This is a genomic window from Nitrosococcus oceani ATCC 19707 (genome assembly GCF_000012805.1).
Classification (GTDB): Bacteria; Pseudomonadota; Gammaproteobacteria; order Nitrosococcales; family Nitrosococcaceae; genus Nitrosococcus; species Nitrosococcus oceani.
In genome coordinates, this window is sequence record NC_007484.1 from 1,402,209 (window position 1) to 1,425,385 (window position 23,177).

Annotated in this window: 14 protein-coding genes; 4 read left to right on the forward strand and 10 right to left on the reverse strand. The window is 51.4% G+C overall.

The genetic code is table 11. The annotated features are described in order from the left end of the window. Positions 1 to 84 precede the first annotated feature (84 nt). Complete coding sequence (locus NOC_RS06920; protein ID WP_002809840.1) at positions 85 to 1,041, forward strand: ABC transporter substrate binding protein; 957 nt, start codon at positions 85 to 87, stop codon at positions 1,039 to 1,041. Positions 1,042 to 1,050: 9 nt separating this feature from the next. Further along, entirely contained in the window at positions 1,051 to 5,550 is a 4,500-nt protein-coding gene (locus tag NOC_RS06925; protein WP_011330611.1) for an EAL domain-containing protein, read from the forward strand. Positions 5,551 to 5,600: 50 nt separating this feature from the next. On the opposite strand, the gene NOC_RS06930 is transcribed toward NOC_RS06925, so the two are convergent. Both NOC_RS06930 and NOC_RS06935 read right to left on the reverse strand, forming a co-directional pair. Next, positions 5,601 to 8,153, reverse strand: coding sequence for an ABC transporter permease (locus NOC_RS06930; protein ID WP_002810725.1), 2,553 nt, complete (start codon positions 8,151 to 8,153; stop codon positions 5,601 to 5,603). Then, positions 8,150 to 8,839 carry an ABC transporter ATP-binding protein gene (locus NOC_RS06935; protein ID WP_002809254.1) on the reverse strand — a complete coding sequence of 230 codons (690 nt, stop codon included), beginning with the start codon at positions 8,837 to 8,839 and terminating at the stop codon, positions 8,150 to 8,152. The genes NOC_RS06930 and NOC_RS06935 overlap by 4 nt, the downstream gene beginning before the upstream one ends. Before the next feature lie 129 nt (positions 8,840 to 8,968). Here NOC_RS06935 and NOC_RS18130 point away from each other — a divergent pair, with 129 nt between their 5' ends. Next, positions 8,969 to 9,265, forward strand: coding sequence for a nucleoside deaminase (locus tag NOC_RS18130; protein WP_370991972.1), 297 nt, complete (start codon positions 8,969 to 8,971; stop codon positions 9,263 to 9,265). Between the two features lie 321 nt (positions 9,266 to 9,586). On the opposite strand, the gene NOC_RS06945 is transcribed toward NOC_RS18130, so the two are convergent. From NOC_RS06945 to NOC_RS06955, 3 genes are all read right to left on the reverse strand, one after another. Then, positions 9,587 to 11,359, reverse strand: coding sequence for an efflux transporter outer membrane subunit (locus NOC_RS06945; protein ID WP_002810570.1), 1,773 nt, complete (start codon positions 11,357 to 11,359; stop codon positions 9,587 to 9,589). A gap of 108 nt (positions 11,360 to 11,467) precedes the next feature. Further along, the gene (locus tag NOC_RS06950; RefSeq protein ID WP_002808873.1) at positions 11,468 to 13,129 is read right to left on the reverse strand and encodes an efflux RND transporter periplasmic adaptor subunit; all 1,662 of its coding nucleotides are present in this window, start codon (positions 13,127 to 13,129) and stop codon (positions 11,468 to 11,470) included. Then, the gene (locus NOC_RS06955; protein WP_002809908.1) at positions 13,126 to 16,455 is read right to left on the reverse strand and encodes an efflux RND transporter permease subunit; all 3,330 of its coding nucleotides are present in this window, start codon (positions 16,453 to 16,455) and stop codon (positions 13,126 to 13,128) included. The genes NOC_RS06950 and NOC_RS06955 overlap by 4 nt, the downstream gene beginning before the upstream one ends. Before the next feature lie 462 nt (positions 16,456 to 16,917). Between NOC_RS06955 and NOC_RS06960 the strand changes: the two genes are divergently transcribed. Continuing rightward, positions 16,918 to 17,448: a MauE/DoxX family redox-associated membrane protein gene (locus NOC_RS06960; RefSeq protein ID WP_002809643.1), complete on the forward strand. Its 531-nt coding sequence runs from the start codon at positions 16,918 to 16,920 to the stop codon at positions 17,446 to 17,448. Between the two features lie 19 nt (positions 17,449 to 17,467). On the opposite strand, the gene NOC_RS06965 is transcribed toward NOC_RS06960, so the two are convergent. Genes NOC_RS06965 through NOC_RS06985 form a run of 5 tightly spaced genes read right to left on the reverse strand, consistent with a single transcriptional unit; the run spans position 17,468 to position 23,168 of the window. Beyond that, positions 17,468 to 19,165, reverse strand: coding sequence for a complex I subunit 5 family protein (locus NOC_RS06965; RefSeq protein ID WP_002809031.1), 1,698 nt, complete (start codon positions 19,163 to 19,165; stop codon positions 17,468 to 17,470). Beyond that, on the reverse strand, positions 19,165 to 20,664 hold the full coding sequence (locus NOC_RS06970) for a complex I subunit 5 family protein (RefSeq protein ID WP_002809369.1): 1,500 nt from the start codon (positions 20,662 to 20,664) through the stop codon (positions 19,165 to 19,167). The genes NOC_RS06965 and NOC_RS06970 overlap by 1 nt, the downstream gene beginning before the upstream one ends. After that, the gene (locus NOC_RS06975; protein ID WP_002810904.1) at positions 20,661 to 22,142 is read right to left on the reverse strand and encodes a complex I subunit 5 family protein; all 1,482 of its coding nucleotides are present in this window, start codon (positions 22,140 to 22,142) and stop codon (positions 20,661 to 20,663) included. The genes NOC_RS06970 and NOC_RS06975 overlap by 4 nt, the downstream gene beginning before the upstream one ends. Before the next feature lie 37 nt (positions 22,143 to 22,179). Next, entirely contained in the window at positions 22,180 to 22,497 is a 318-nt protein-coding gene (locus tag NOC_RS06980) for a cation:proton antiporter subunit C (protein WP_002811567.1), read from the reverse strand. Continuing rightward, positions 22,494 to 23,168, reverse strand: coding sequence for an MnhB domain-containing protein (locus NOC_RS06985; RefSeq protein WP_147094474.1), 675 nt, complete (start codon positions 23,166 to 23,168; stop codon positions 22,494 to 22,496). The genes NOC_RS06980 and NOC_RS06985 overlap by 4 nt, the downstream gene beginning before the upstream one ends. Between the last annotated feature and the right edge of the window lie 9 nt (positions 23,169 to 23,177).

Genomic DNA, 23,177 nt, shown 5'->3' on the forward strand with positions numbered 1-23,177 from the left:
TTTTATGTTGGTGGACTGTTAGCGCCATTTAGTTATTTAAAAATAAAAGTATTATTGGCCGTAAACTTCGATAAGGATAGTTCGTTGACAGCTGGAAAAATAAGAAGTTGCCGCCAATGTTTTCTTTTGCTTGTATGGTTTTTTCTCGGTGGCTTAGGTATAGGGCCGGTAGCATTGGCTGATTCACCAGCAATTGCTGTCATATATCCAGATATCAGGGAACCTTATCGGGGTATTTTTCTTAAAATTATAAAAGGAATTGAGAATAAGCTAAAAAAAACCGTCAAAATTTACCCGTTAGAAAAAGATTATGATATTGAAGCAGTCAAATATTACCTCAGGAAAGCGCAGATACAGGGTGTTATTGTTCTTGGAAGCAGAGGGTTATCGGCAGCGAAAGATCTACAATTCATGTTTCATGTTGTTGTCGGTGCGGTGTTGATTTCTCCTAATGGGGAGGATCTGACAGGCATCTCACTGACACCTGATCCTGCAATTCTCTTTCAGAAGCTTCTGGAAATTGACCCTCGCATTAAGCGAATTACTCTGATTTATAATCGGGATCAGACCGAATGGCTTATTGAGAGGGCAGTAAAAGCGGCTAGATTTTATAGCATAGAGATTAATACGTTCCCTGTGGAAAATATTCGTGAAGCGGCTACGCTGTACCGCGATATCTTACAACACTTGGAAGAGGGGAAAGACGCGATTTGGCTGCCTCAGGACTCCACTATTGATGAACAGGCCATTCTACCGCTTATTCTGAAAAAATCTTGGGAACGGAATCTAGCCGTATTTTCTAGTAATTTAGCTCATATACCGAGAGGAGCCCTGTTTGCTCTCTATCCAGATAATGAAAGAATGGGGCAGAGCCTTGCGGCGCTAGCATTAGAGGAAATAAAAAATAATAAAAGATCTATCGGGATAATTCCATTGCGTGATCTTTTAACCGCCGTCAATACGCGTACCGCAGATCATCTAGGGCTTAATTTAACGAGTCGGATGAAGCAGAATTTTGATTTGTCTTTTCCGGCACGATAGGAGAGTCGAGTGAAAAAGTTATTACAATTTTTTCGAAGAAAAAAAGGATTTCGCCAGCAACTTGTGCTGACTTTTACTATTGGAATTATCTGCTTAGCCCTGCTTTCCTCTTTTGCTATTTCGACTCTATCCAGCCGCACGGTTCGTACGACTTTGCTTGAGCAGGGACGTCGCGCTACTGAGACTTTTGCCGCCCAAAGTACGCTCGCCCTGCTTTACCAGAGCGCCGATAATGCCAAGGAGGCGGCCCGTGCAACACTGGCTTTCCCGGATATTCAAGGGGTAGCTATTTATGATCCGGAATACCAGGTATTATTGTCCGAAGGCCAGGAAGCACTGTTACCCGCAGAGCACGCGCTGTGGCCAAGAATGTTATGGTTAGAAAGAGAAACGGAAGATGCTTGGTATTTTGTCGCCCCAGTTTATACCCGTCAGGGAGGCTCTGATCTAGAGGAGTCGCCATTTTTAGCTAACCCGCCAGAACCAGAACTAATTGGTTTTGTACGGGTAATGATGGGTAAAAATACTTTAAAAGCTTTGGCAAGGGATATTCTGCGCAGCAATTTACTGGTGTCTATCACTCTGGCTACGGTGCTGCTTCTTCTCTTGCTTGCGATTACGGCGCGGATGACTACGCCGCTTAAAAACCTAGCGGAAAAAATGAAACAGGCTGAGCTAGGTGAGAAAAAAGTGCGCGCTAAAGTGAATGGGCCAAAAGATATTATGGACATGGAGGGCGCTTTTAATACCATGATGACCGTTTTGGAGGCCCGAGAGCAGGAATTGGAAAAGGCTCGAGATGCGGCTTTAGAGTCTGCCCGCATTAAAGGAGAGTTTGCTGCTAATGTCAGCCATGAGATTCGTACTCCCCTCAATGGGGTTATAGGAATACTTGAGTTGTTAAAAAATATGGGATTGAATCCAAAGCAACGCGAATACGTACAAGCAGCCTGTAATTCAGGAGAAACTCTATTAGAACTTATCGGCAATATACTGGATTTTTCTCGTATCGAGTCGGGAAAATTTAAACTTGATCCCATTAACTTCCATTTGCAAGAAATTTTGGATGATGTTATTGGCTTGCTTGCTGCTCAAGCTCAGCGGAAAGAGCTAGAATTGGGTTATGTGGTGCTCGATAATGTGCCTTTATCATTGCGGGGAGATTCGGCCCGTATTCGGCAGATACTTATTAATTTAATGGCTAATGCAGTTAAATTCACTGATCGGGGAGAAGTGTCGATTGAAGTCAGTCTTCTTGAGAAAAAAGCAGAAAAACTAGTACTCCATTTTGAAGTTAGAGACACGGGTATTGGGATTCCGGTAGAGTTTCGAGCGCGTGTATTCGAGGCTTTTTCCCAAGCAGATAGCTCTACTACCCGTAAATATGGAGGCACTGGCCTGGGTCTAGCTATCTGCCGCCAATTAGTGGACTTAATGGGAGGAGACATTGGCGTAGAGAGTGGTTCCGGCAAAGGAAGTATTTTTTGGTTTACAGCACCATTAGAAGAAACGTCAGCACCCCAAGAGTTCCAAGTCTCTAATAAGACTGGGGTAGCTGGACTACGATTATTAATTGTCGATAACAGCGCGGCAAGTCGCCGTTTTATAGGGCAAACATTTAATGCTTGGGGAATGTATCATGGCTGCTCTGAGGATGGGCAGAAGGCGCTTAGAATGCTGCGTAGCGCTGCGGTTGAAGGCCGGGCTTATGACCTTGTGCTAGTAGATGAAAATATGCTTGATCTAAAAGGCTTTAATTTGGCGCATAAGATTACCGAAGATTCTCTAATTGCGCCCGTTAAGATAATACTGATGGGCCATCAGCACCATCCCGCTTCTAGTATATCCTCTCTACCCGGTGTGGTAAATTATGTGGCTAAGCCAGTGCAACAATCTTCCTTATATAACGTGATTGTAAGCGCCGTAAAACAAAATGAGGCGGCAGTCTCAGAAACTTTACCCGTGGCCATAGAAGAAACGGAATTTTCTGATCGCCGCATCTTGGTAGTTGAGGATAATCGGGTAAATCAGCAGGTAGCCGTTGGGATGTTGGAGAGATTTGGTTGCCGAGTTGAGGTGGTGAGTAATGGCCAAGAAGCACTGGATGCGATAGCCAATAAAGTTTATGAGTTAGTGTTAATGGATTGTCATATGCCGCAGATGGACGGTTATGAGGCGACCCGCCGGATTAGAGTTCGGGAAGCGGGTAATAAACAAGTGCCTATTATTGCTATGACGGCTAATGTTAGGAAGGGTGACAGTGATAAATGCATCTCAGCAGGGATGAATGATTACTTGCCAAAACCGCTACGGTTGAGTGTATTGCGAGATAAATTGCGGCATTGGCTAGGTACGAGTTCTTCAGATACAGATTCCGAAAATATTCAACTAGAAGGCAAGGAGAGCGAAACTCCTCTGGATCTGGTTGCCTTGAATAGATTTCGTGCCAGCGTTAGCGATGCTTTTCCTAGCATGGTTGAAACTTTTATTGAAGATACTTCGCTTTATTTAGAAGTTTTGCAAAAAGCGATCTTCGAGGACAAAGTCCATAAGGTAGGGGAAATGGCCCACAGTGTTAAGGGTAGCGCTAAGAATTTTGGCGCTAACCGGTTCGCCTCTATTGCTAAGCAATTAGAAGATTTGGGACGCTCTGGTTCTCTGGAAGGAGCCAAGGAACTATTTACTCAGTTATTCTCTGAATACTCCTTTGTTAAAAGGGCATTACAACAAGAAAACGAATCCAACAAAGAAATCTGTCTCTTTAACAATAAAAAAAGATCACGGGTTCTTATCGTTGACGATGATCGAACTATGCGTATGGCGCTGCGCAACGTTTTGGAAAAAGGAGGCTATTGGATTGATGAGGCGGTAAACGGCAATCAGGCGTTGGAATTTTGTAAACAGCAGATGCCGGACCTGGTTTTGATGGATGCGGTCATGCCCGTATTAGATGGCTTTAACGCCTGTGCTCAGATACGGGATTTGCCAGATAGCAAGCATACACCGGTGCTTATTATTACCGCTTTAGATGATGATCATTCCATTGAAAGCGCTTTTTCTGCGGGAGCTACCGACTATATTCCAAAACCGGTGCATTTTTCTGTATTGCGGAAAAGGGTTGCTCGCCTGCTCGATGCTAGTCGGGCTGAAAAAGATATCCATCAATTAGCTTATCATGATGTGTTGACAAGTTTGCCAAACCGTACCCTGTTTCATAAACAGCTAGGGGAGTTGATGAATCGGTCTCATTTGAGAGGAGAGCAATTTGCTGTTCTATTCCTTGATTTGGATCGCTTTAAGCTGGTTAATGATACCCTGGGTCATGAGGTGGGCGATTTGCTGCTGAAGGCGGCGGCTGATCGGATTGTAGGGTGTCTTCGTTCAAATGATATGGTGGCCCGGTTAGGAGGAGATGAATTTACAGTTATCCTGGAAAAAATAGAATCCCCTCGGGTAGCGGCGGAAGTGGCTGCTAAGATCTGTAGTGTTCTCTCTAAAGTATTCGCCTTCTCAGGCCAGGAAATGTATATCAGTACCAGCATTGGAATTTCCCTCTATCCTGGTGATGGCGAAGACGTGAGCACGCTCGTCAAACATGCGGATACCGCTATGTTCCGCGCTAAAGAGCAAGGCAACAGTTATCAATTTTATGAAAAGGGCATGGAGACGGCTGCTGTTAAGCGACTAGGCTTGGAAGCCGAACTTCGCCGGGCATTGGAGCAGAATGAACTAGCCCTTTATTATCAGCCGCAAATAAATCTTGGCACGGGAGAGATTGCCACCCTGGAAACGTTGATACGCTGGCATCATCCAGAGCATGGTTTAATTCCGCCGTCAGAGTTTATTCCCCTGGCGGAAGAAACCGGGCTTATCGCCTCCATTGGCGCTTGGATATTACGAGAAGCTTGTACCCAAATGCAGTCTTGGCTGCAGCGGGGATTCGGACCTTTCCATATTGCTGTGAATGTATCCGGCCGGGAGTTAGAAAGGGAAGATCTAGTTGATAAGATTGTAACCATACTGAAAGAAACAGGCTTGCCTCCAAAGTGGCTAGAGCTTGAAATCACTGAAAGCGTAGTGATGAAAGGCGCGGGTGCAGCGATACCTAAATTTCGCCGCTTGAGAGAGATGGGAATAAAATTCGCTATTGATGATTTTGGTACGGGTTATTCGTCGTTAAATTATCTAAAAAGTTTCCCCGTCGATATATTAAAGATTGACCGTTGTTTTATCCATGACGTTGTCAGTAATCCGGATGATGCTGCAATTATCAAAGGTATTATTGCACTTGCCCATAGCCTGCGGTTGAAAGTGGTTGCGGAAGGGGTGGAGACCCAGGCCCAGGAAGAATTTCTTAAAGCGCACCAGTGTGACAGGTTTCAAGGCTTCTACCTTAGTGAGCCTTTATCAGCGGCCGAGATTGAACAAGCAATCTTGTCTTGGGGTAGGGAGAAAGGCTGTTCATCTTTATCGAAGATATACCTTTTCCATTCCAAAGGTACGGCTTAGAAGTCTGAATATTTTTCTCACTATAAACGGCTATCCACACCATCCATGGATCATTCTTCTCTTAGTCCCTCTGCTGGAGGAGTATGGGCCATTCGCCAGGCCGGATAAATACCGGCAAGCACGGCTGCGGTTACAGCAAGAAGGATTCCTTGCAAAAGAATTTCGGGGGAAATGGTAAATCCCATACTCCAGCCGAAAGATCGCCGGTTAATCACATAAATTAATCCTAGGGCTGAGAGCAACCCAAGGGGTAGCGCCAGCAGGCCGCAGACCAGTCCTATCAGTCCGGTTTGTCCCGTCACCAGCCCTCTTAACTGGCGGGGGAGGAGTCCCATGGCCCGCAGTATACCGAATTCCCGCGTGCGTTCTAATTGGAGAGCCATTAAAGCGCTAAAAATACCGGCAAAAGCCACTAATCCAGCGAGCAGCCGTACTACCTCCGTGATGGCGAAGGAGCGGTCAAAAATTTGTAATGAGAGCTCGCGGATAGAGCGGTTGGTACGGATTTGTATTTGCTGGTTGCTGTTTACTCTTTTTAGCAGGGTTTGGCGCAGGATTTCAAGGTCCACATCGGGATCGGCATAAATGCCAATCCCGGAGACTCCGTCATCGGACCAATAGCGTTGGTAAGTGTCACGGTGGATCGTCACAACCCCCCGATCCGAGCCGTAACTGAGATAAACGCCGGCTACGAGGAAGGACTGTTGGCCCTGGTCGGTGCGTAGGCGTAGGCTTGAGCCAGGTGATAGCTGGTGGTGGTAAGCGTAGGGCTCGGAGACCAGTACGGCTCCTTCATGGGCAAACGCTTGCCATGCTTTTTCTGGATTTCCCGAGGTAAATTGAAAACCGGCGAGGCTTTGGGGGACGGGCGCAAAAGCTACCATATTGGTGAGGCCGTCTTTGTCTTCAATCCGCACCCAGCGAGTGGTGCTGATAGCTGTTACGCCTGGTGTGGCGGTGATACGTTCCATTAAGGACAAATCCAGGGAGCTATGGGCCGGATCTGAATTAGCGCCGGGTATGGAAACGTAAAGATCGGCCTGTAAGGTAGTCGTGAGCCACTGACTGACGGAGAGCCGAAAGCTATCAATCATAATGCCGATGCCGACCGTAGCGGAGATTGCTAGAGTCAGGGCCGCCATAGCCACGCCGGTTCGGCTGAGGCTAGCTACAATACCGCGTGTAGCTAACTGGCCTAAAATTCCAAAGCTTCGGCGTAGCAAAGGTTGCGCTAAGATGAGCAGCAGGGTGCCCAGAGTCGGTACCAGTAAAGCGCATCCTATCTGTAGGGCCGTCAGGCTTACAAAGCCTAGCCCAATGCTTTTGCTAGGCAGCAGTAATACAAGAACCCCTGTAATTAATACGCCCCCTCCCGTCAGAGCAGCCCTTTTCGACCAGCGGCGGGCTTGATGTTCCAACGAAGAACGATGAAGGGCGGTGCCAGGGGGAGTGTGAGTCGCTTCCCGGGCGGGAACCACGGTGGCCGCAAGGGTAGCGCCTAGACCCAGAACGAGACCTTTGGTTAAGCTTTCCATGGAGGGGGACACATCACGGACCTGGACAGCAAAATAAAGATCATTAAAAGTTTGACTGACCAGTCCCAGGAGAAATTCGCCTAGGCCGATCCCAAGAAATACGCCTGCCACCGAGCCTACAACCCCAAAACCCAGGGCTTCGGCGAGCAGCAGTAGAAATATTTGCTTGCGAGCGACTCCAAGGGCGCGCAGTAAACCAATTAGGCGGCGCCGTTGCAGCCAGAGAAAAGTGACGGTGTTGTAAACGATAAAACTGCCTATTAGGAGCGCTAGAAAGCTGAGCGCAGTGAGATTGAGCTGAAAGGCGTGGGTCATTTCGGTCACTGCCCGGCTGCGGGCGTCCGCTTCGATAAGCTCGGTTTCGGGGGGCAGGTGTTTTTTTAGTTGTTCCTGCTGAGCAACGCCCGCCTCACCGGTAGGTAAGATCAGATCAATATGGCTGAGCTTACCAAGCAGGCCCAGTGTTTCCTGAGCCGTTGCGATATCGGCGATAAGTACATTAGCAAGCCCTTCTTGGGCGAGGCCCTCTCCTTGGAAAGTGCTAGTCACTGTTAATTGGGCATGGTGAGCACCCACCCGAATTGCAAACTGATCACCTTGCTGCAGACCTAACCGTTGGGCGGTTGCCTGTTCCAGAATTACCGCGCCAGGTTTGGTTAAGAGGGCTGGAATATCCACCTTGGGGTCGGTGCCTGTGCCACTAGAATAATCCCGGAAGGGTGGTTCAGCAAAGGGATCGATGCCCAGCAGTCGCAAGGGTTGGTCATTGTTATCAGGCAGGTAAATACTGCCTTCCACAACGGGGGCGGAAGGGAATATCCCATGATTCAAGCGCAAACGGAGATAAATCTCCTCCGGTAACCCATCGGGTCCGCCTATAATCCGGTGAGTAGCTCGGCCCGTCACGCTTTCCGTGGCAACGGTAAAAGCCCGATTGGCGCTACTGTTAGCAAGGTCAATGGCCACTACCACGGCAACCCCGAGTGCAATACCTAGCAGCGCCAAGGCGATTTGCCAGGGATGCCGTCTTAAGCTTCGCCAATTAGCCCGCCACAATACTGGCGTCATTGGGGGAGTTCCTCGGCGACCAACCCCTCGGGACGTAGCCGCAGGATGCGGTCTGCTTGTCCAACTACTTCTGGGCTATGAGTGACCATGATGAGGGTTTTACCCTGTTGTTTGGTCAGGCGGTCTAGGAGAGCCAGAACCCGGCGGCCGGTTTCCAGATCCAGGTTTCCTGTTGGTTCATCGGCCAGCACCAGCAAGGGATCGTGGACCAGGGCGCGGGCAATGGCAACGCGCTGTTGCTCGCCCCCAGAGAGTTCATCAGGAAAGCTATGGGCACGTTCCAGTAGGCCAACTTCCTGGAGCAAACTCTGAGCGTGAGCGTGTTCAGTGGGATTATTGCGGCCGTTAAGTTCTAGGGGCAGCAACAAATTTTCCTCTACGGTAAGCGTGGGAATAAGATTGAAGAACTGAAAAATAAAGCCAATATAACGCCGGCGCAGCAGGGTGCGATCTTCCTCGGAGAGCTGAGTCAAGGATATCCCATTGATGTTCACCTCGCCGGCACTCGGGAAATCGATACCCGCAATGAGGTTAAGGAGGGTGGATTTGCCTGAGCCACTACGCCCGAGCAGTACTATACATTCACCCTTTTGGATCGTGGCGGTGAGATTATGGAGCACCCGGTGCTCGGTTTCACTTTCCCAGTAAGACTTACTAAGGCTGAGGAGTTCTAGTACCGGCGTCATTTGATAAGAGACCTAGAGGCTTACTAACGAGGCATTATTTTCTATCATATTAACAGTAAACGAGACTGATGGTGACTGGGTTTTTTGGAAGTGTCTGCTGGATGGTAGTGGGTCAATGGGAGAAGTGGTATGAATGCAAGGTTCATGGCGGAGGCGATTAGCCTGGCTAGCGAGGGTATGGCTGATGGTCTTGGAGGACCTTTTGGCGCTGTGGTGGTGCGCGATGGAGAAATACTTGGGCGGGCCTGCAATGATGTTATTGCATTGCGTGATCCTACTGCCCATGCGGAAGTTCAAGCTATTCGCATGGCTTGCAGGAATTTTAATGATTTTCATCTGGAAGGTTGCGCTCTGTATTGTAGCTGTGAGCCTTGTCCTATGTGTTTGGGGGCTGCCTATTGGGCTCGGATTGGGTGGATCTATTAGGCCGCTGGCCAGGAAGATGCGGCCCATATCGGCTTCGACGATGGGGCCATTTATAGCTAGTTATCTCTTGAACCAGGCAGGCGTCGGATCCCCATGTTTCAGCTCATGCGGAATGAGATTCTGGAGGTTTTTGCACGTTGGCAGGAAAAAACAGATCGGGTTCTTTACTGAGCAGCAGCGCGTTGAGTGACTCCGACATACGCATAAAAACTTGCCCAATTGAGCGGGGAGTAGCGGTATTTAACTTGTTTTCTGGAAAAGCCCCGTTTCCCACCCCTGGGAGGATATCGCACTTCCTTGTGCTTCTCCAACTAGGTTGGGTTACTTATTGCCTTCTCTGTTATTGTCCGTTGTTTCCATTTCTTCAGGGGGTACGGCCATTTTGGGCACAGACATTTCTCCAGGGGGATGAATGATGAGTTCCTTGGTTTCCCCCCTGTTGCCCGCGGGTATAGCGATTCCCTGGATGGATTGAGTGAGATCATCATACTGCTCACTATATCTGCCATCATTGCTCGTCGGGGCATCGATTCCCCCAACGGGTTGGGGCTTGCCAAGGTCGTTATATTGAAGAACGCCGAAGGGTTGTATCTGTTCGTCGGTAGGCAGTTGTTCGCGGTTCCAGCCTCCGCCAAGGGCCCGGACGAGCTCAACCGAGGATTTCATCAGCTCGGCTTTACCCCTAACTACCTCGATGCGTGCATCCAGAGTGTTGATTTGCGCGAACAGAAGATCAAGACTGGTCGCCAGTCCCCCTTGATAGAGGTTGACGGTCAGATTTTGTGTTTCAAGGGCGGCTTCGACCGAGGTTATCAGTTTTTCGACTTGGGCGGAGATTAAATTCGTTCTGCTCAAACCGTTCTCGACTTCACGAAAGGCATTGAGCACCGTCGAACGGTAATCGTCTACCGTTTCGCGATAAACGGACCAAGCTTGTTGCAATCGGGCGCGGCGATGTCCACCTTGGAAAATTGGAAGCCTAACCTCCAATCCGTAGGACCAGAAACTCTTGGCCAAATCGAATAGGCCGGTACCTCCTTCAAATCCGCTGCCGGCCCCGAAAGAGATATGGGGGTAAAAGGCGGCGCGGGCGATGCCGATAGTGCGGTTCGCTTGGGCCATCTTGCGCTCCATGGCGGCGATGTCGGGCCGGCGCTCCAGTAAGGTCGATGGAATTTCTACCGGTAATTGGAACTTAGCCATGGGAAACTCATCAAGCGGCTCGATTTTAAAGCTGCTCGCCGACCGGTTGACGAGCACGGCGAGCGCATGTTCTATGACTTGTCGTTGGGCCTGAATATTAAGTAGTCTCGCCTCGGTGCTGAATAACAGAAATTGAGTACGGGTAACGTCAATTTTTGGCGAAATAGCGCCATTGAAACGGTCTTCAACGACACCTAGCAAGTCTTTGTAGTAGTTGACTGATTGACTCAGGATCGCCGCTTGCCCATCCAGGCTGCGCAATGTGTAGTAATTGGTTGCAACTTCTGCTTGCAGGCTGAGCCGGGCGAGTATATATTCAGCGGCCCGTTGCTCGGCGCGGTAGATTTTCATGCGGGTTCTATTGCGGATTCTTGACCAGAAATCTGGCTCCCAGGAAGCAAGTCCCCCGAACTCAAGCGTCGTTTCCCGGTCCGGCTCGCCAAGGCCGCGGAATAGCCGCTCTTCCGACTGTTTATTGTTGGAAGCGCCGAATCCTACTCCCAGCTGGGGAATGAGACGCGAGCGGACCTTCATCATGATGGCGCGAGCCTGGATGAACCGCTCGGCGGCGGCATGGAGGTCGGGGTTGGCTTCCATCGCCTGTTTTTCAAGTTCATTCAAAACTGGGTCATCATAAAGCTTCCACCAATCCGGGCGTAGTTCGCCTTCCGATGGATTCGCTTTAGCAAATGGCCCCGACCCGCGCCATGAGTCGGGGAGAATAAATTGTTCCGGCTGATAGTCGGGCGTCAGATCGATGGCGGGACCTCCCATGCAAGCAGACAAAGCGAGCGTTAATAGGGAAACGCAACCGCTTCGGGCGCGGCGAACAAACACGCGGGCATGGCTCTTTCGGTATGCCCCCTTACCGATAGTGTTGTGCTTGATCATAATTTTTATTGATTTATTTAGAAAAGCTGTTGTCGGGATGACGGCGCGACATTCCCAGTAAGGATGATGGGCTCGCCCATCATCCTTACTGGGAAACGGGCGAGTTGGCTAAGGATTGTCTCTCATAGCCAACTCGCCGTGGCCGGTGGCCATATTCAGCACTGCCTTCTGCTTGGGGGTGTCGGCCGCTTCGAACCAGAGCGTTAACGACCAATCGCCTACCCTAGGTAAGTCAAGCGATCCACCGTAAATACCGGGTTTCACCTCTCTCACCTTGGCTGGAATCTCCCTTGCCGATTGGGAGCCCTCTGCCGATATTTTAGCAACCGCATCAACTTCAGCATTCCGGATAGGTTGTCCCTGCTGATCTCGAAGGTAAATCACCAATATATTTTTGCCCACCACGGGTTTTTTAGGCTCTAGGGTGACATCGAATTGATAGGGGCCCGCCCTGTAAGGCAACGTGCGGTTATTATCAGTGTGTTTTTTACCTGCCGCCTCTTGAGGCGGCTGCGCGCCGGATTCAGAGGGAGTTTTACTGGTCGTCTTCTGGGCCGGTAAATCAGATTCGGTCGCTTCATAGGGCGATTTTATATACCCTTTCGCTGGCTTATCAATGATGCGCACCTGGTCTCCTTCGAGCAAGGCGGCGCTTGGATTGTCCACGATGCGGTCGGTTGTGGAGATACCCGCCACTTCCAGAGTCCTGGCGCGAATTCTTCTCACTTCAATCGGCTTGAAGTGAATACGGTTATCCGCGGTTACTAGGGCCGCAGTCGCCCCCTCTTCCTCAAACACCAAGGAAGTAGTCGGAATCGAAACCGCGCCGCGCTCAACCGGCGCCGTGATATGGACCGAGGCGTAGGAGCCAGGCCAGAGCACCCCATCCTCATTTTCGATTACAAATTCGGTCACCGCGGTCCGCGTGCTCACATCAAATCCCCCGGCGACGGTCAGGAAATGGGCGGTGAAACGGCGCTTAGGGAACTGGGGCACAGTGACCTCGGCTGTCAGACCGGGCTTGAGAAAGGGTCCGAACGATTCCGGCACGCTGACAAAAAGGCGCATCTTACTGGTGTCGGCTACGGTGAACATATTGGCTTCTTCTGCTCCTTTCAGGCTAAGGCTGCCCGTCTCATTGACGTAATCACCGACATTAACGTTACGCTCTATCACCACCCCATCGAAGGGGGCGATGATGTGTCTGAAGCTTCTCTTCGCCTCGATGTTTTTAAGTTCTTGTTTCGCCTTGTTGAGTTCCGCATTTTTCACTCTTTCATTGGCTGTTTTCACCGAGACCGACTGTGTGGAAACCGCTTTGGTATCGCCTAAATTTACCCAGCGGCCCTTGGTTACCACGGCAAGTTTATATTCAGCCTCTTTAGCCACGACTTGCGCCTGGGCCATTCTATATTCAGCGTTGATCATAGGCGTGTTGAGCTCGGCGAGAAGATCGCCTTTTTTTACCTTGGCGCCGTAGTCTGAGTACCACATGTCCACATAGCCCGATACCCGTGCGTAGATGGGCGCTTGATGCCAGGCCACGAAATTCCCGGGAAGGTCAATGCTCCGATTTGCCTCCAACTCCCTGGGGTATAGGACCGTTACCGCTGGAATAGCCCTCTCCAGCGTTTCCTCCCGTATTGCGGTGGCGTTGTGCTTGCTTTCGTAGGCTCGGTAGCCTAAATAAAGCCCGACAACAACCACGATAACGACGATCAGCAGGGCGCTTCCGCGCCAGGATTTTTTACGATGCAAGTTCTCGTTCATGAACTACTCTCCGGTTGAGCAACGGTCCGCTTCTGACGCCGATTGTAGATAATGGCGTACACGCACGGCACGAAAATCAAGGTGAATATGGTGGCCACTATCAGGCCGCCCATGACGGCGCGTCCAAGCGGCGCGTTCTGGGAATTGCCGAGCGACATCGGCAACATACCGAATATCATGGCCGCAGCGGTCATTAGCACTGGGCGGAAGCGGGCAATCCCGGCTTCAATGGCCGCCCGCAATGCTTCGCCGTGCATTTCGATACGCTCGCGGGCATAGGCGACGACTAGAATAGAATTGGCGGTGGCCGTTCCCATGGTCATGACGGCGCCGGTCAGGGCAGGCACGGAAATATTGGTATGGGTGAGGAACAACATCCAGGCAATGCCCGCCAAGGCGCCGGGCAAGGCCGTGATGATGATGAAAGGATCGATCCAGGACTGGAAATTGACGACGATCAGCAAATAAATCAGCGCGATTGCAGCGATAAGGCCGATGATCATCTCCACATAGGCGTCCTCCATGAGGCTGGCCTGGCCGTGAATTTCCACTACCGCGCTGTGGGGCACTTGATCTTCCATCTCATGGATGACTTGCCTGACATCTGCCAATACTGCCCCTAGGTCCCGTCCTTCTGGAGAGACATAAATATCGAATAGGGGCATGATGTCGGCGTGGGTGACAACGCCTGGAGTGCCGATTGGAGTTACCGTGCCGACATTGCCAAGCAATTGCAGCTTGTTGCTTGAACCCTCGCCTCCTTCATTGCTTTGAATGGGCATGGTCAGCAGTTGATCAACCGTTTTGAGCTCCGACTGAGGAATGCGGACATTAATGGGGTAGGTCATGCCGGTTGCCCGATCCAGCCAGAAGTTCAGATCGATCTGATAGCTGCCAGCAGTGGCTACTAGCATATTGTGGCCGAAGTTCTTTTGGTTAATATCGACGCCCAGCCCGAAGGGCCGATCGGATTCGACCAAAAGGGTTGGTGTGTTCATGGTCTGCTGGATGACCACATCCCTGGCACCTGGAATCTTGCTTAGCCGGCCGCGCAATTTGCGGGCGAACACGAAGTTGTCAACCGGATCCGGGCCGTTAATTTGCACGTCGATGGGGGCGGGAGAGCCAAAATTGAGAATCTTCGCAGTCAAATCAGAGGCCTGGAAGGTAAAGTCAGTGCCTGGGTAGAGTTCTTTCAAACCTTTGCGGAGGGTTTCCCGATAATCCCAGACCGGCGATTCTTTATTTTTCAAAGTGATGGTGATGTCGCAGTCCTGGGAGCCGATGGTAGGGGTCGGAATAAAGGCCAGGTTATGGGGGCCAACTGGCAGGCCGCAATTATTGATGACATCTACAACCTGTCCGGGCAGCAGCCGCCTGATGTCATGTTCCACCAAGGAGGCAATACGGCTTGAGACCTCGATGCGTGTACCCAGAGGCGCCCGCATATGCATCTGCATGATGTCGGATTTAATTTCGGGGAAAAAATTACGGCCGTTGAAATAGTACAAGACTCCGGAAAGCAGCGCCATTGCCAGCATGACGATGACGACAAGTCCGCGGCGGTCAACTGCCCGTTCAAGGACACCACCATAGCCATCGCGAAAGCGATTGAACCCGCGTTCAAAACCTTGCTGAAAACGGCTGAAAAAGGATGGTTTCTTCGCTTCATGCTTCTCCCCATATTCCCCCTCCGGCACGGGCACCGCAAAATGGGTGCCGCCGATGTCACTATTATGTAAGGCCTCTTCCTCGGCCTCCCGCTCGGTCAGATCGTAGGTTTTCTGGGCGGAGCGGTCGATTTCCGGATGATCCGGATGGGGATGGTCGCTGGGGGCGTTAGGATCGTGCAGAATGTATTTCGCCATCGTCGGCAGCAAGGTATAGGACAGAAAGAAGGAAGCGATCATGGCGAAAATGATGGCTTTTGCCATGGGCCCGAACAGAAAGCCGGACACCCCGGTGAGTCCAAACAAGGGGAACCAGACGATGGCAATGGCTAATGTAGCAACAAAGGTGGGCAGAAGGATTTGTCTGGAGCCATCTAGGATGGCGGTCTCCAGAGGCTTACCCATGTGAATATGGGTATCGATGTTTTCGATTACCACGGTCGCGTTATCCACCAACACCCCTACCGCCAAGGCCAACCCGCCTAGAGTCATGACATTGATCGTCTCTTCGGAGGCGTGCAGGGCAATTAGCGAGCACAGAATGGACAGGGGAATGGTGGTGATGATGATTGCTGTGGGCCGCCAGGAACCAAGCAGTAGCAGCACGATCAGGCCGACCAAGGCCGCGGCGATGAGAATTTCATGCACCACCTCCTCGATCGAGTGCTCCACGAAGCCGGAGGCATCGTTGACGACCTTGAGTTTCACGCTTTCAGGCACGACTTTCTCGATCCGTGGGATCATCTCCTTGACTCCTTCCACCACCTCCAGGGTTGAGGCCTCGCTGCTTTTCATGACCACAATCATGACTGCTTGCTTGCCTTCCACCAGCACCGGGTTCTTTATCACTCGGCCCATGAGGTTGACATCGGCGACATCGCGCAGATAAATGTAATTATTGCCCTCTCTTTTGATGGGAATATTTTCGTAATCTTCGACTTTCAGCACGGAGGAGTTGGTCAGAACGACCCAATCGTAGGAGTAGATTTTCATGTCCCCCCCCGGCAGTACGAGATTTTGCCGGTTGACCGCTTCGTGGACCTCCTCGGGGGTGAGGTGACGGGCCAACAACTTTTCCCGGTCAATCATGATTCCAATCTGCATGTCCTGTCCGCCGTAAGGATGGGGCAGAATTGCTCCCTCCACGGTGACCAACAGGGGGCGGATGCGCATGATGGAAAGATTATACAGTTCCCCTGGCGTCAGCTCATCGGAGGTCACTTGCAGCGTGGCCACCGGCACCGACGAGGGCGCAAGCTTCATGATCATGGGGGGAGCAATGTCCGGCGGTAAGAAATTGACCACCGTCTGAGCAATCGCGGTGATATCGGCTTCGGCTTGGGCAGGGTCAACACCGTGTTCTTGCAAAAAGATATTGATGATGCTGCTGCCAAAGTAGGAATGGCTGTGGATATACTTGATGCCTTCGACCGTCGAGGTCAAAAATCGCTCGAACATATAGGTGATCCGCCCCTCTATGTCTTGCGGCAGCATGCCATCGTAGGCCCAGACTACCGAGGTGACGGGGATTCGGATACTCGGAAAGATATCGGTCGCTGCGTTGCGCACCGACTGAAATCCCAGTATCACAATAAGAATGGAAAGAACGACGAAAGTGTAAGGCTTTCGTAGGGCAATAACGACGAGCTCGTTCATAATAATTTACCATGGATGTTAATCAGGAGATGATTAACAATCATGCATCATCAATGCCATTTTTTTTATGCTTATAAAAATCAATAGTCTAAATGAGATTGGAATCAACGTGCTGGTTTAAATCATCCGCGTTGGAGATGGAGGGTAGGTGAAAACCACCATATTTTTGAACACTGCCGCATTTTTAACTATGTTTTAACCATTAGAGTGGGATACGTTATCAATGCCATTTTATTTACGCTTATAAGAATCACGAACCTAAATGAGATTGAGATCAACGTGCTGGTTTAAATCATCCGCGTTGGAGATCGAGGATAGGTGAAAACCACCATATTTTTGAATACTGCCGCATTTTTAACTATGTTTTAACTATTTAGCGTTGGATACATTTCATAGGGTCGGTTGAGTCGTATAAAACTGGCCCCATTCTTTTCCAAATTCGGATAGGGAGGTAGAGAAATTATGGGCGGATCATTATCAAGCAATGATGCAAAAGTACGGGATCAGGAGCGAGGCGAGATGCTTGCGGATTACTGGCCCTTGATCTCCCTAGTAGGCGGCTCTGCACTGGCAGCGTGGGCAATTGCTGATGGTTTTGCCAGTGTTGATATGCGCACCTTTATGCATGCTTATATGGGTGTATTTTTGCTTGTATTCGCGTTATTGAAGATTTTTAACTTAAACGGCTTTCAGGACGGATTTGTGATGTATGACCTGTTGGCCAAGCGGGTCAGAGCCTACGGCTATGTTTATCCTTTTATTGAGCTGGCCCTTGCCATTATGTACCTTAACTTCATGGCGCCTGAGTTTACCTACTGGGCTACCGTGGGGGTTTTTAGCTTTGGTGCGATTGGCGTCGTAATAGCGTTGCGGCAGGGACTTGATATCAATTGCCCCTGTATGGGCAGCGTGCTTTCGGTTCCTCTCTCTACCGTAACCCTAACGGAAGATATCGGCATGCTGGTAATGGCGCTATTGTTATTGTTCGTTTAGTAGCCGTTTCCCGAGTACACTACAATATGAGAGAGCCGAATAACAGGAGAGCAATCGTCAAGAATAGGAGGCCAAAGTTCTTCCAACGCCGCAAGACTGTTTCCAGATAGGCTGAGGCCGTGGGGAGATCCCATTGTCCCGATAACCGCTGGGGTAGAGTAAAGATTTGAGACCGGAGCTGAAGGGTTTGATAAATTATCCCATTAGCCCCGCGAGCAAGGAAGCTAAACCATCGTTCGATCAGAATCAAAATATCGCCGCCAGGAATAAACCAACTCATTCTAAGCCGGTGGCATAGTAAGCTTCCTAATATAAAAAAAGCGATGCCCAAGAGAACACCCCACCCTCCGCTTTTGATAGCGGTTAATGTAAGGGAAGCTGCGGCGGCTTGCTCGGCGGCAGGCCAAAGCCAGGTAGCGAAGTTAACAGCAAATAAAAGCACTACGGCAGGTAGCCACATTCCTGGAGGTAGGCGGCCCCCTAAGTCTTTAGGCCAGGTGAGGTTAATAAATCGCGCCATGAGCAAAGTCGTTCCCAGACTGGAGGCAAACAAAAGGCCAGGCAACCCATCACTCCACGGCGGAACAGTTAAAGGACTTAGGGATTTTAAGGCTGTTTTGGCAATGATTCCGCTGGTAAAAGGGGCGCCCGCTAGGACAAGCGCCGGAAACAAAAGGGTCAGGCGTACCAAAATTCCGCCGCTATGGCGGGTTAGTCCTACGGCCAGGAACAATATGCCTTTAGCTAGAGCATGATGAAGGGCAAAGAGGGTAAGGATGGTGAGTACCAGAGGCCAGTGGGCGGGCGCCCCTAAACCAACGCCGACTCCGAAGGTCATGAGCCCTATTTGGCTAATACTGGAATAGGCCAGAAGAATTTTGGGCTCCCGCTGGGTTAGGCCCACCAGCATGCCATAGAAAGCAGCGGCAAAGCCGGCTATCATCAATCCATTGCCCCACTGGGGAAGGGCCATTTCTCCCAAGGGCAAAAATCGTAGCCAGCCGAGCAGTCCGGCATTAATCATGGCCCCCCCTAAGACCGCACCCCCTGGCACGGGGGCTGTCCCATAGGCCAGGGGTAAGGAGAAATGTAGAGGCAGGAGTCCCAATTTAATGCCAAAACCTATCAACAACAGGGTTAAAACCACCGGACCGTAGATTGAGGGAGAGGAATGACTCATCTCTACGGTGCCTGTTTTGACAGCCAATAATATAAGGGCGGAGAGCAAACAGGCTTCACCGATGATAACCAGGGTTAAATACACACGTCCGGCCCGTCTTGCTTCTTCGCTCCCTGGATGGACGATTAAACCGTAGGCGGCCATGCTCATTAAAGCAAACAAGAACAGAAAGCTCGCCGTATCCTGAGCCAGGATCAGCCCTAGATTGCCAGTCATGGTGAGGAGATAGAAGAAAAAGAACCGCTCTCGGTGAGGATCTTTGGCCTGGTAGCAAAGGCCATAAAGGCCGGCCAGCCACCACAGCAAGGCAGTAAAAGAAAGAAAGAGAGCGCCGGTAGAATCTAGACCCAAGCGTGTCTCTAAAAGTAGCCACGGAATCTGAATTTCAGTGCCCACCGGCAACCAGTAGCTGGCTACTAACGCCGGAAGAGCGGCCCAAGGAGTGAGCCGAGTGATAAGCGGACGCAAAGCGGGTATTGACCAGGCCAAGGCCAAGCCTAGGGGCAGAAGCAGGATGAGGGGTAGCACTAGACTCATCAGGGGGAGGGGTATTCCCGGACGGCAATAAGGCGGGCCCATTCGGCGGGGCTGAAGGGGGCATGGGCCAGAAGACCAGCGCCTAGAGCCATGGCCGCGGTGATGAGGGGCGGCAGGAGTAGCATCCAGTGCGTCTCTAAGCGGCCACGGGATGTTTCCTCGGGCCAAGGATTTTTCTGGGGACTGAACCAGGCCCTATAAAGAATGGGTAGGAAATAGGCGGCATTCAATACACTGCTAAGAGCCAGTATCCCCAATACCCATTCGGCCTCCGCCAAGACAGCGCCATACCCCAAGTACCATTTACTGATAAAGCCGGCCAGGGGCGGGACGCCAATCATCCCCAAGGCGCCCAGGGTAAAAGCAGTCATGGTCCAGGGCATGCGCCGTCCCACGCCAGCCATCTCGCTAATACGGTGGATGCCGAGAGTTTGGGCCAGATTGCCGGCACAAAAAAACAAGGTGATCTTCATGAGCCCCTGATGTACTAGATGGGCCATGGCCCCAATGGTGGCAACTGGATTTAAAAGGGCGATCCCCAGGGCAATATAAGAGACTTGACTGATGGTGGAATAGGCTAGGCGGCGTTTGAGATCATCTTGAAACAGGGCCCGTACCGAGCCGTAAATAATCGTAAAGGAAGCCAGCCAAGCCAGGGGTGCGGCCACGCCTAGCTTGGCAACAAATTCGACCCCAAAGACGTTGTCCACGATTCGGACGATACCGAAAGCGCCTGCTTTGACCACCGCGACCGCGTGCAAGAGGGCGCTGACGGGTGCGGGCGCTACCATGGCTTGGGGAAGCCAACCATGCAAAGGTACAAGGGCAGCTTTGACGCCTACACCGGCGATGAGCAGTGTAAAGATGATGGTCAAGGTTTGGGGATCGATGGGAGGAGCCTCGGCCAGTAGTCCTCCCTCGGTGAAGCTAAGCGGTCCCGCCAGCGTTTGCAGCCAGGCCATGCCCGTTAGCAGCAGCACACCTCCCATTAAGGTATAGCCCAGATAAATTTTACCCGCGCGCAAGGACTTCTTTGTCCCTCGGTGAGTCACTAGGGGATAAGTGGAGAGGGTTAGCATTTCGTAAAAGATAAAGAAGGTTATCAGGTTACCGGCAAGGGCAATCCCTACCGTGGCGCTTACGCACAGACTGAAAAAGCCGAAAAAGCGGCTTCGATGAGGGGAGGCTTCCAAATAACCTATGGCATAAAGCGTAGTAAAAAACCACAAAATCGAAGAGAGGGTGATGAATAACACCGATAGGGTATCTGCCCGGAGCAACAAATCCATCTCCGGTAGTAGAGGCAGCCGGGTCTCGTAGCTTTGGTGGTGGAAAACCCCCCAGACTAAAGCCGCCACGAGCAGCAATTTGAGGGTTGCCGCCGCCATATTGAGGGTAGTACGGGTCCTATAGGCACGTTGGGGGAGAAAAAAGATCACAATTCCGGCTCCCAAAGAACTCAATAGGATAAGCACTGGCAGCCAGAAGCTCCAATTCATGGCAGCAAATATTGGTAAGACATAGGGGCGCCGATCTCAATGAGAGTCAGGGGTGTCTGGGTGATAAAACCAAGGCAGATGGCCATCAGGGCGAGCAGGAGTGCCGGCCATTCCATCAACCAGGGAACGGGACGGTAATGGGCTTTGCTTGGGGCTTGCATGAAAACGTAGGACAATACTCGAAAAACGTAGCCAGCGGCGAGCAAACCGCCCAGTACAATAATGATTGCCCACCCCCACTGGCCGTTGGCAATGGCGGCGGTAAGCAAAGACCACTTGGCTAGAAAACCCGCACTTGGCGGCAATCCCATGAGGCTAACCCCCGCTAATCCAAAGGCAAAGGCGGTGACGGGTAGGTGCCGGCTGATTCCGTTTAGGTTTTGAATGCGATCTTGTTGCAAGGCGTAAAATATGGTGCCAGCGGCTAAAAACATGCCTCCTTTTGCTAGGCCGTGGGCGAGGGTGTAATAAAGCGCGCCGCTCCAAGCGGTGGATGCCGCCATGCTATCTTGGGTCAAAGGAAAAACCAGAAACAGATAGCCCAACTGGGCCACGGTGGAATACGCCACCAGGAGTTTGAGACGTTGGGTCTGCAAAGCCTGAATGGAACCCCAAAGAATGGCAATGGCGCCTAGTAGCCCTAGCAGGTTAGCCGCCGCCCCAGTGGTGCTATCGGGAAAAACAGTAAACCATAGCCGTAGCAAGAGATAAAAGGGAGCTTTGACTACCAACGCCGAGAGGGCGCTGCTGACCGGTGTAGGCGCATTGGCATGGGCTGGAGGCAGCCAAAAATGGAGGGGGAAAAGGGCGGTTTTTAAGAGCAGCCCCACCCCCATCAAGGTAAGTGCTGTCCTTGGCAAGGGTCCGGCCTGGGCTGCTTGGCCCAAGGAAGCCATATCAACGGTGTGGTAGCCAGCATACAACAAGCCGACACCCAATAGATAAAATAGGGAGCCTAACAATCCTACCAGCAGATAACGCATAGCGGCGTTCAGGGCCGACGCCTGGCCTGAAAGCCCCACCAGCGCCACGGAAGCCAGCCCAATTAATTCTAGGGTAACATAGGCATTAAAAATATCGGCGGTAAGAAAAAGGCCGTTTAGGGCGGTCCACAAGAAGAGCCATAGGGGCCAAAAATAACCGGAGCCATGGTTGTGTTGGCGAAACCCAGCGTAGCCCACGCCATAAAAACTAACAAAAAACCCTACGGCGGCTGTCAGCAGGAGCATAAGCGTACTGAGGCCGTCCACATAGAGATCAATCCCGAGGGGAGCGCCCCAACCCCCGATGGAATAACGTTGGGGGCCCTCTGTAAGCACTTTTTGCGCAAGCGCGATCACGCTCCATAGTATCCCCATGGCCGTTATGAGGCCGATAAGATTTTGGTAGCGATATATGGCGAAAGTCAGGAGTGCCCCCGTTAGGGGTAGGACCATGAGCCACACGGGCCAGTGGATGCTTTGCTCGAAGATTGCCATGAAATCCTGGGATAGGAGGGTAGTGTTTTTTTAAGGGTTATTCCGAGGGAGAACCATCATCGAGTTCCGTCCGCCCCGTTTTTGCTTTGACTCGAGCCGCGAGGGCTAATCCGAGCAACATGGAAGCTGAGGCCACTACAATTCCCGTCAGTACCATCGCTTGAGGGACCGGATCGGAGATCGCTTCCGGGCTGCGGTAAGCTGCGGCCACATAGACTAAAAAAACCCCGCTAGCCATGATGTTGAGGGCCAGAATTTTACGCAGCAGATGGGAATGGACGAACAGGGCGTAGAGGCCCAGGATGAACAATCCAATTCCCGTTAGGATATAAAGTAAAGCGGGCGTGAATATCATGGCTGGTTGTTGGTATGTCTGCGAGGTTGGCCACCCGCAAAAAGGGCGGCTAGGATTACCCCAATGGAAAGAGCGGCGGGAAACTCCAACCACAAAATCTTGGTTTTCATCCACTGGGGAGAAACCGCCAACAGCAGATCCCCGCCCACAAGGGGAATCATGGCTACGGTGAGAAAAATGGCGATGCCTAGCGCCGCGGCAAGGCGTAGCCAGATTTCCGGGGGGAGAGGAATCTCCGAAAGATTGGAGAGGCGAAAAAGTGCCCCTATTGTGCCCAACATGGCTCCGCCCTGGAAGGCGCCGCCAGCAGCGCTTCCCCCTGCCCAGACTAGATAAAAGAAAGCGAGGGCCATGAGGGGAAGCACCAGCCGCAGAAAATCGAGCAAGATAGGACCAGGAGGACTCGGGGAGGGGGGGGGAGGGGCTTCCCCGAAGGACCATACGCCAATGAGGGCTAGGAGTAACACAGCCAATTCCAGCAAGGTATCGTAATCGCGAAAGAGCAACAGTACCGCCGTCACTGGACTGATTTCCCCGCCCGGCTCCTTAGCGGCAAAGACCATTGGCCCCAAGCCCGTTGCAATGGGAGCAAGATCCATGACTCCCCGGATCAGAATAGCCATGAGCACTAATAGCAGGGATAGCAGTACGATCCTATAGGGATCTATCATGGTTGTGGT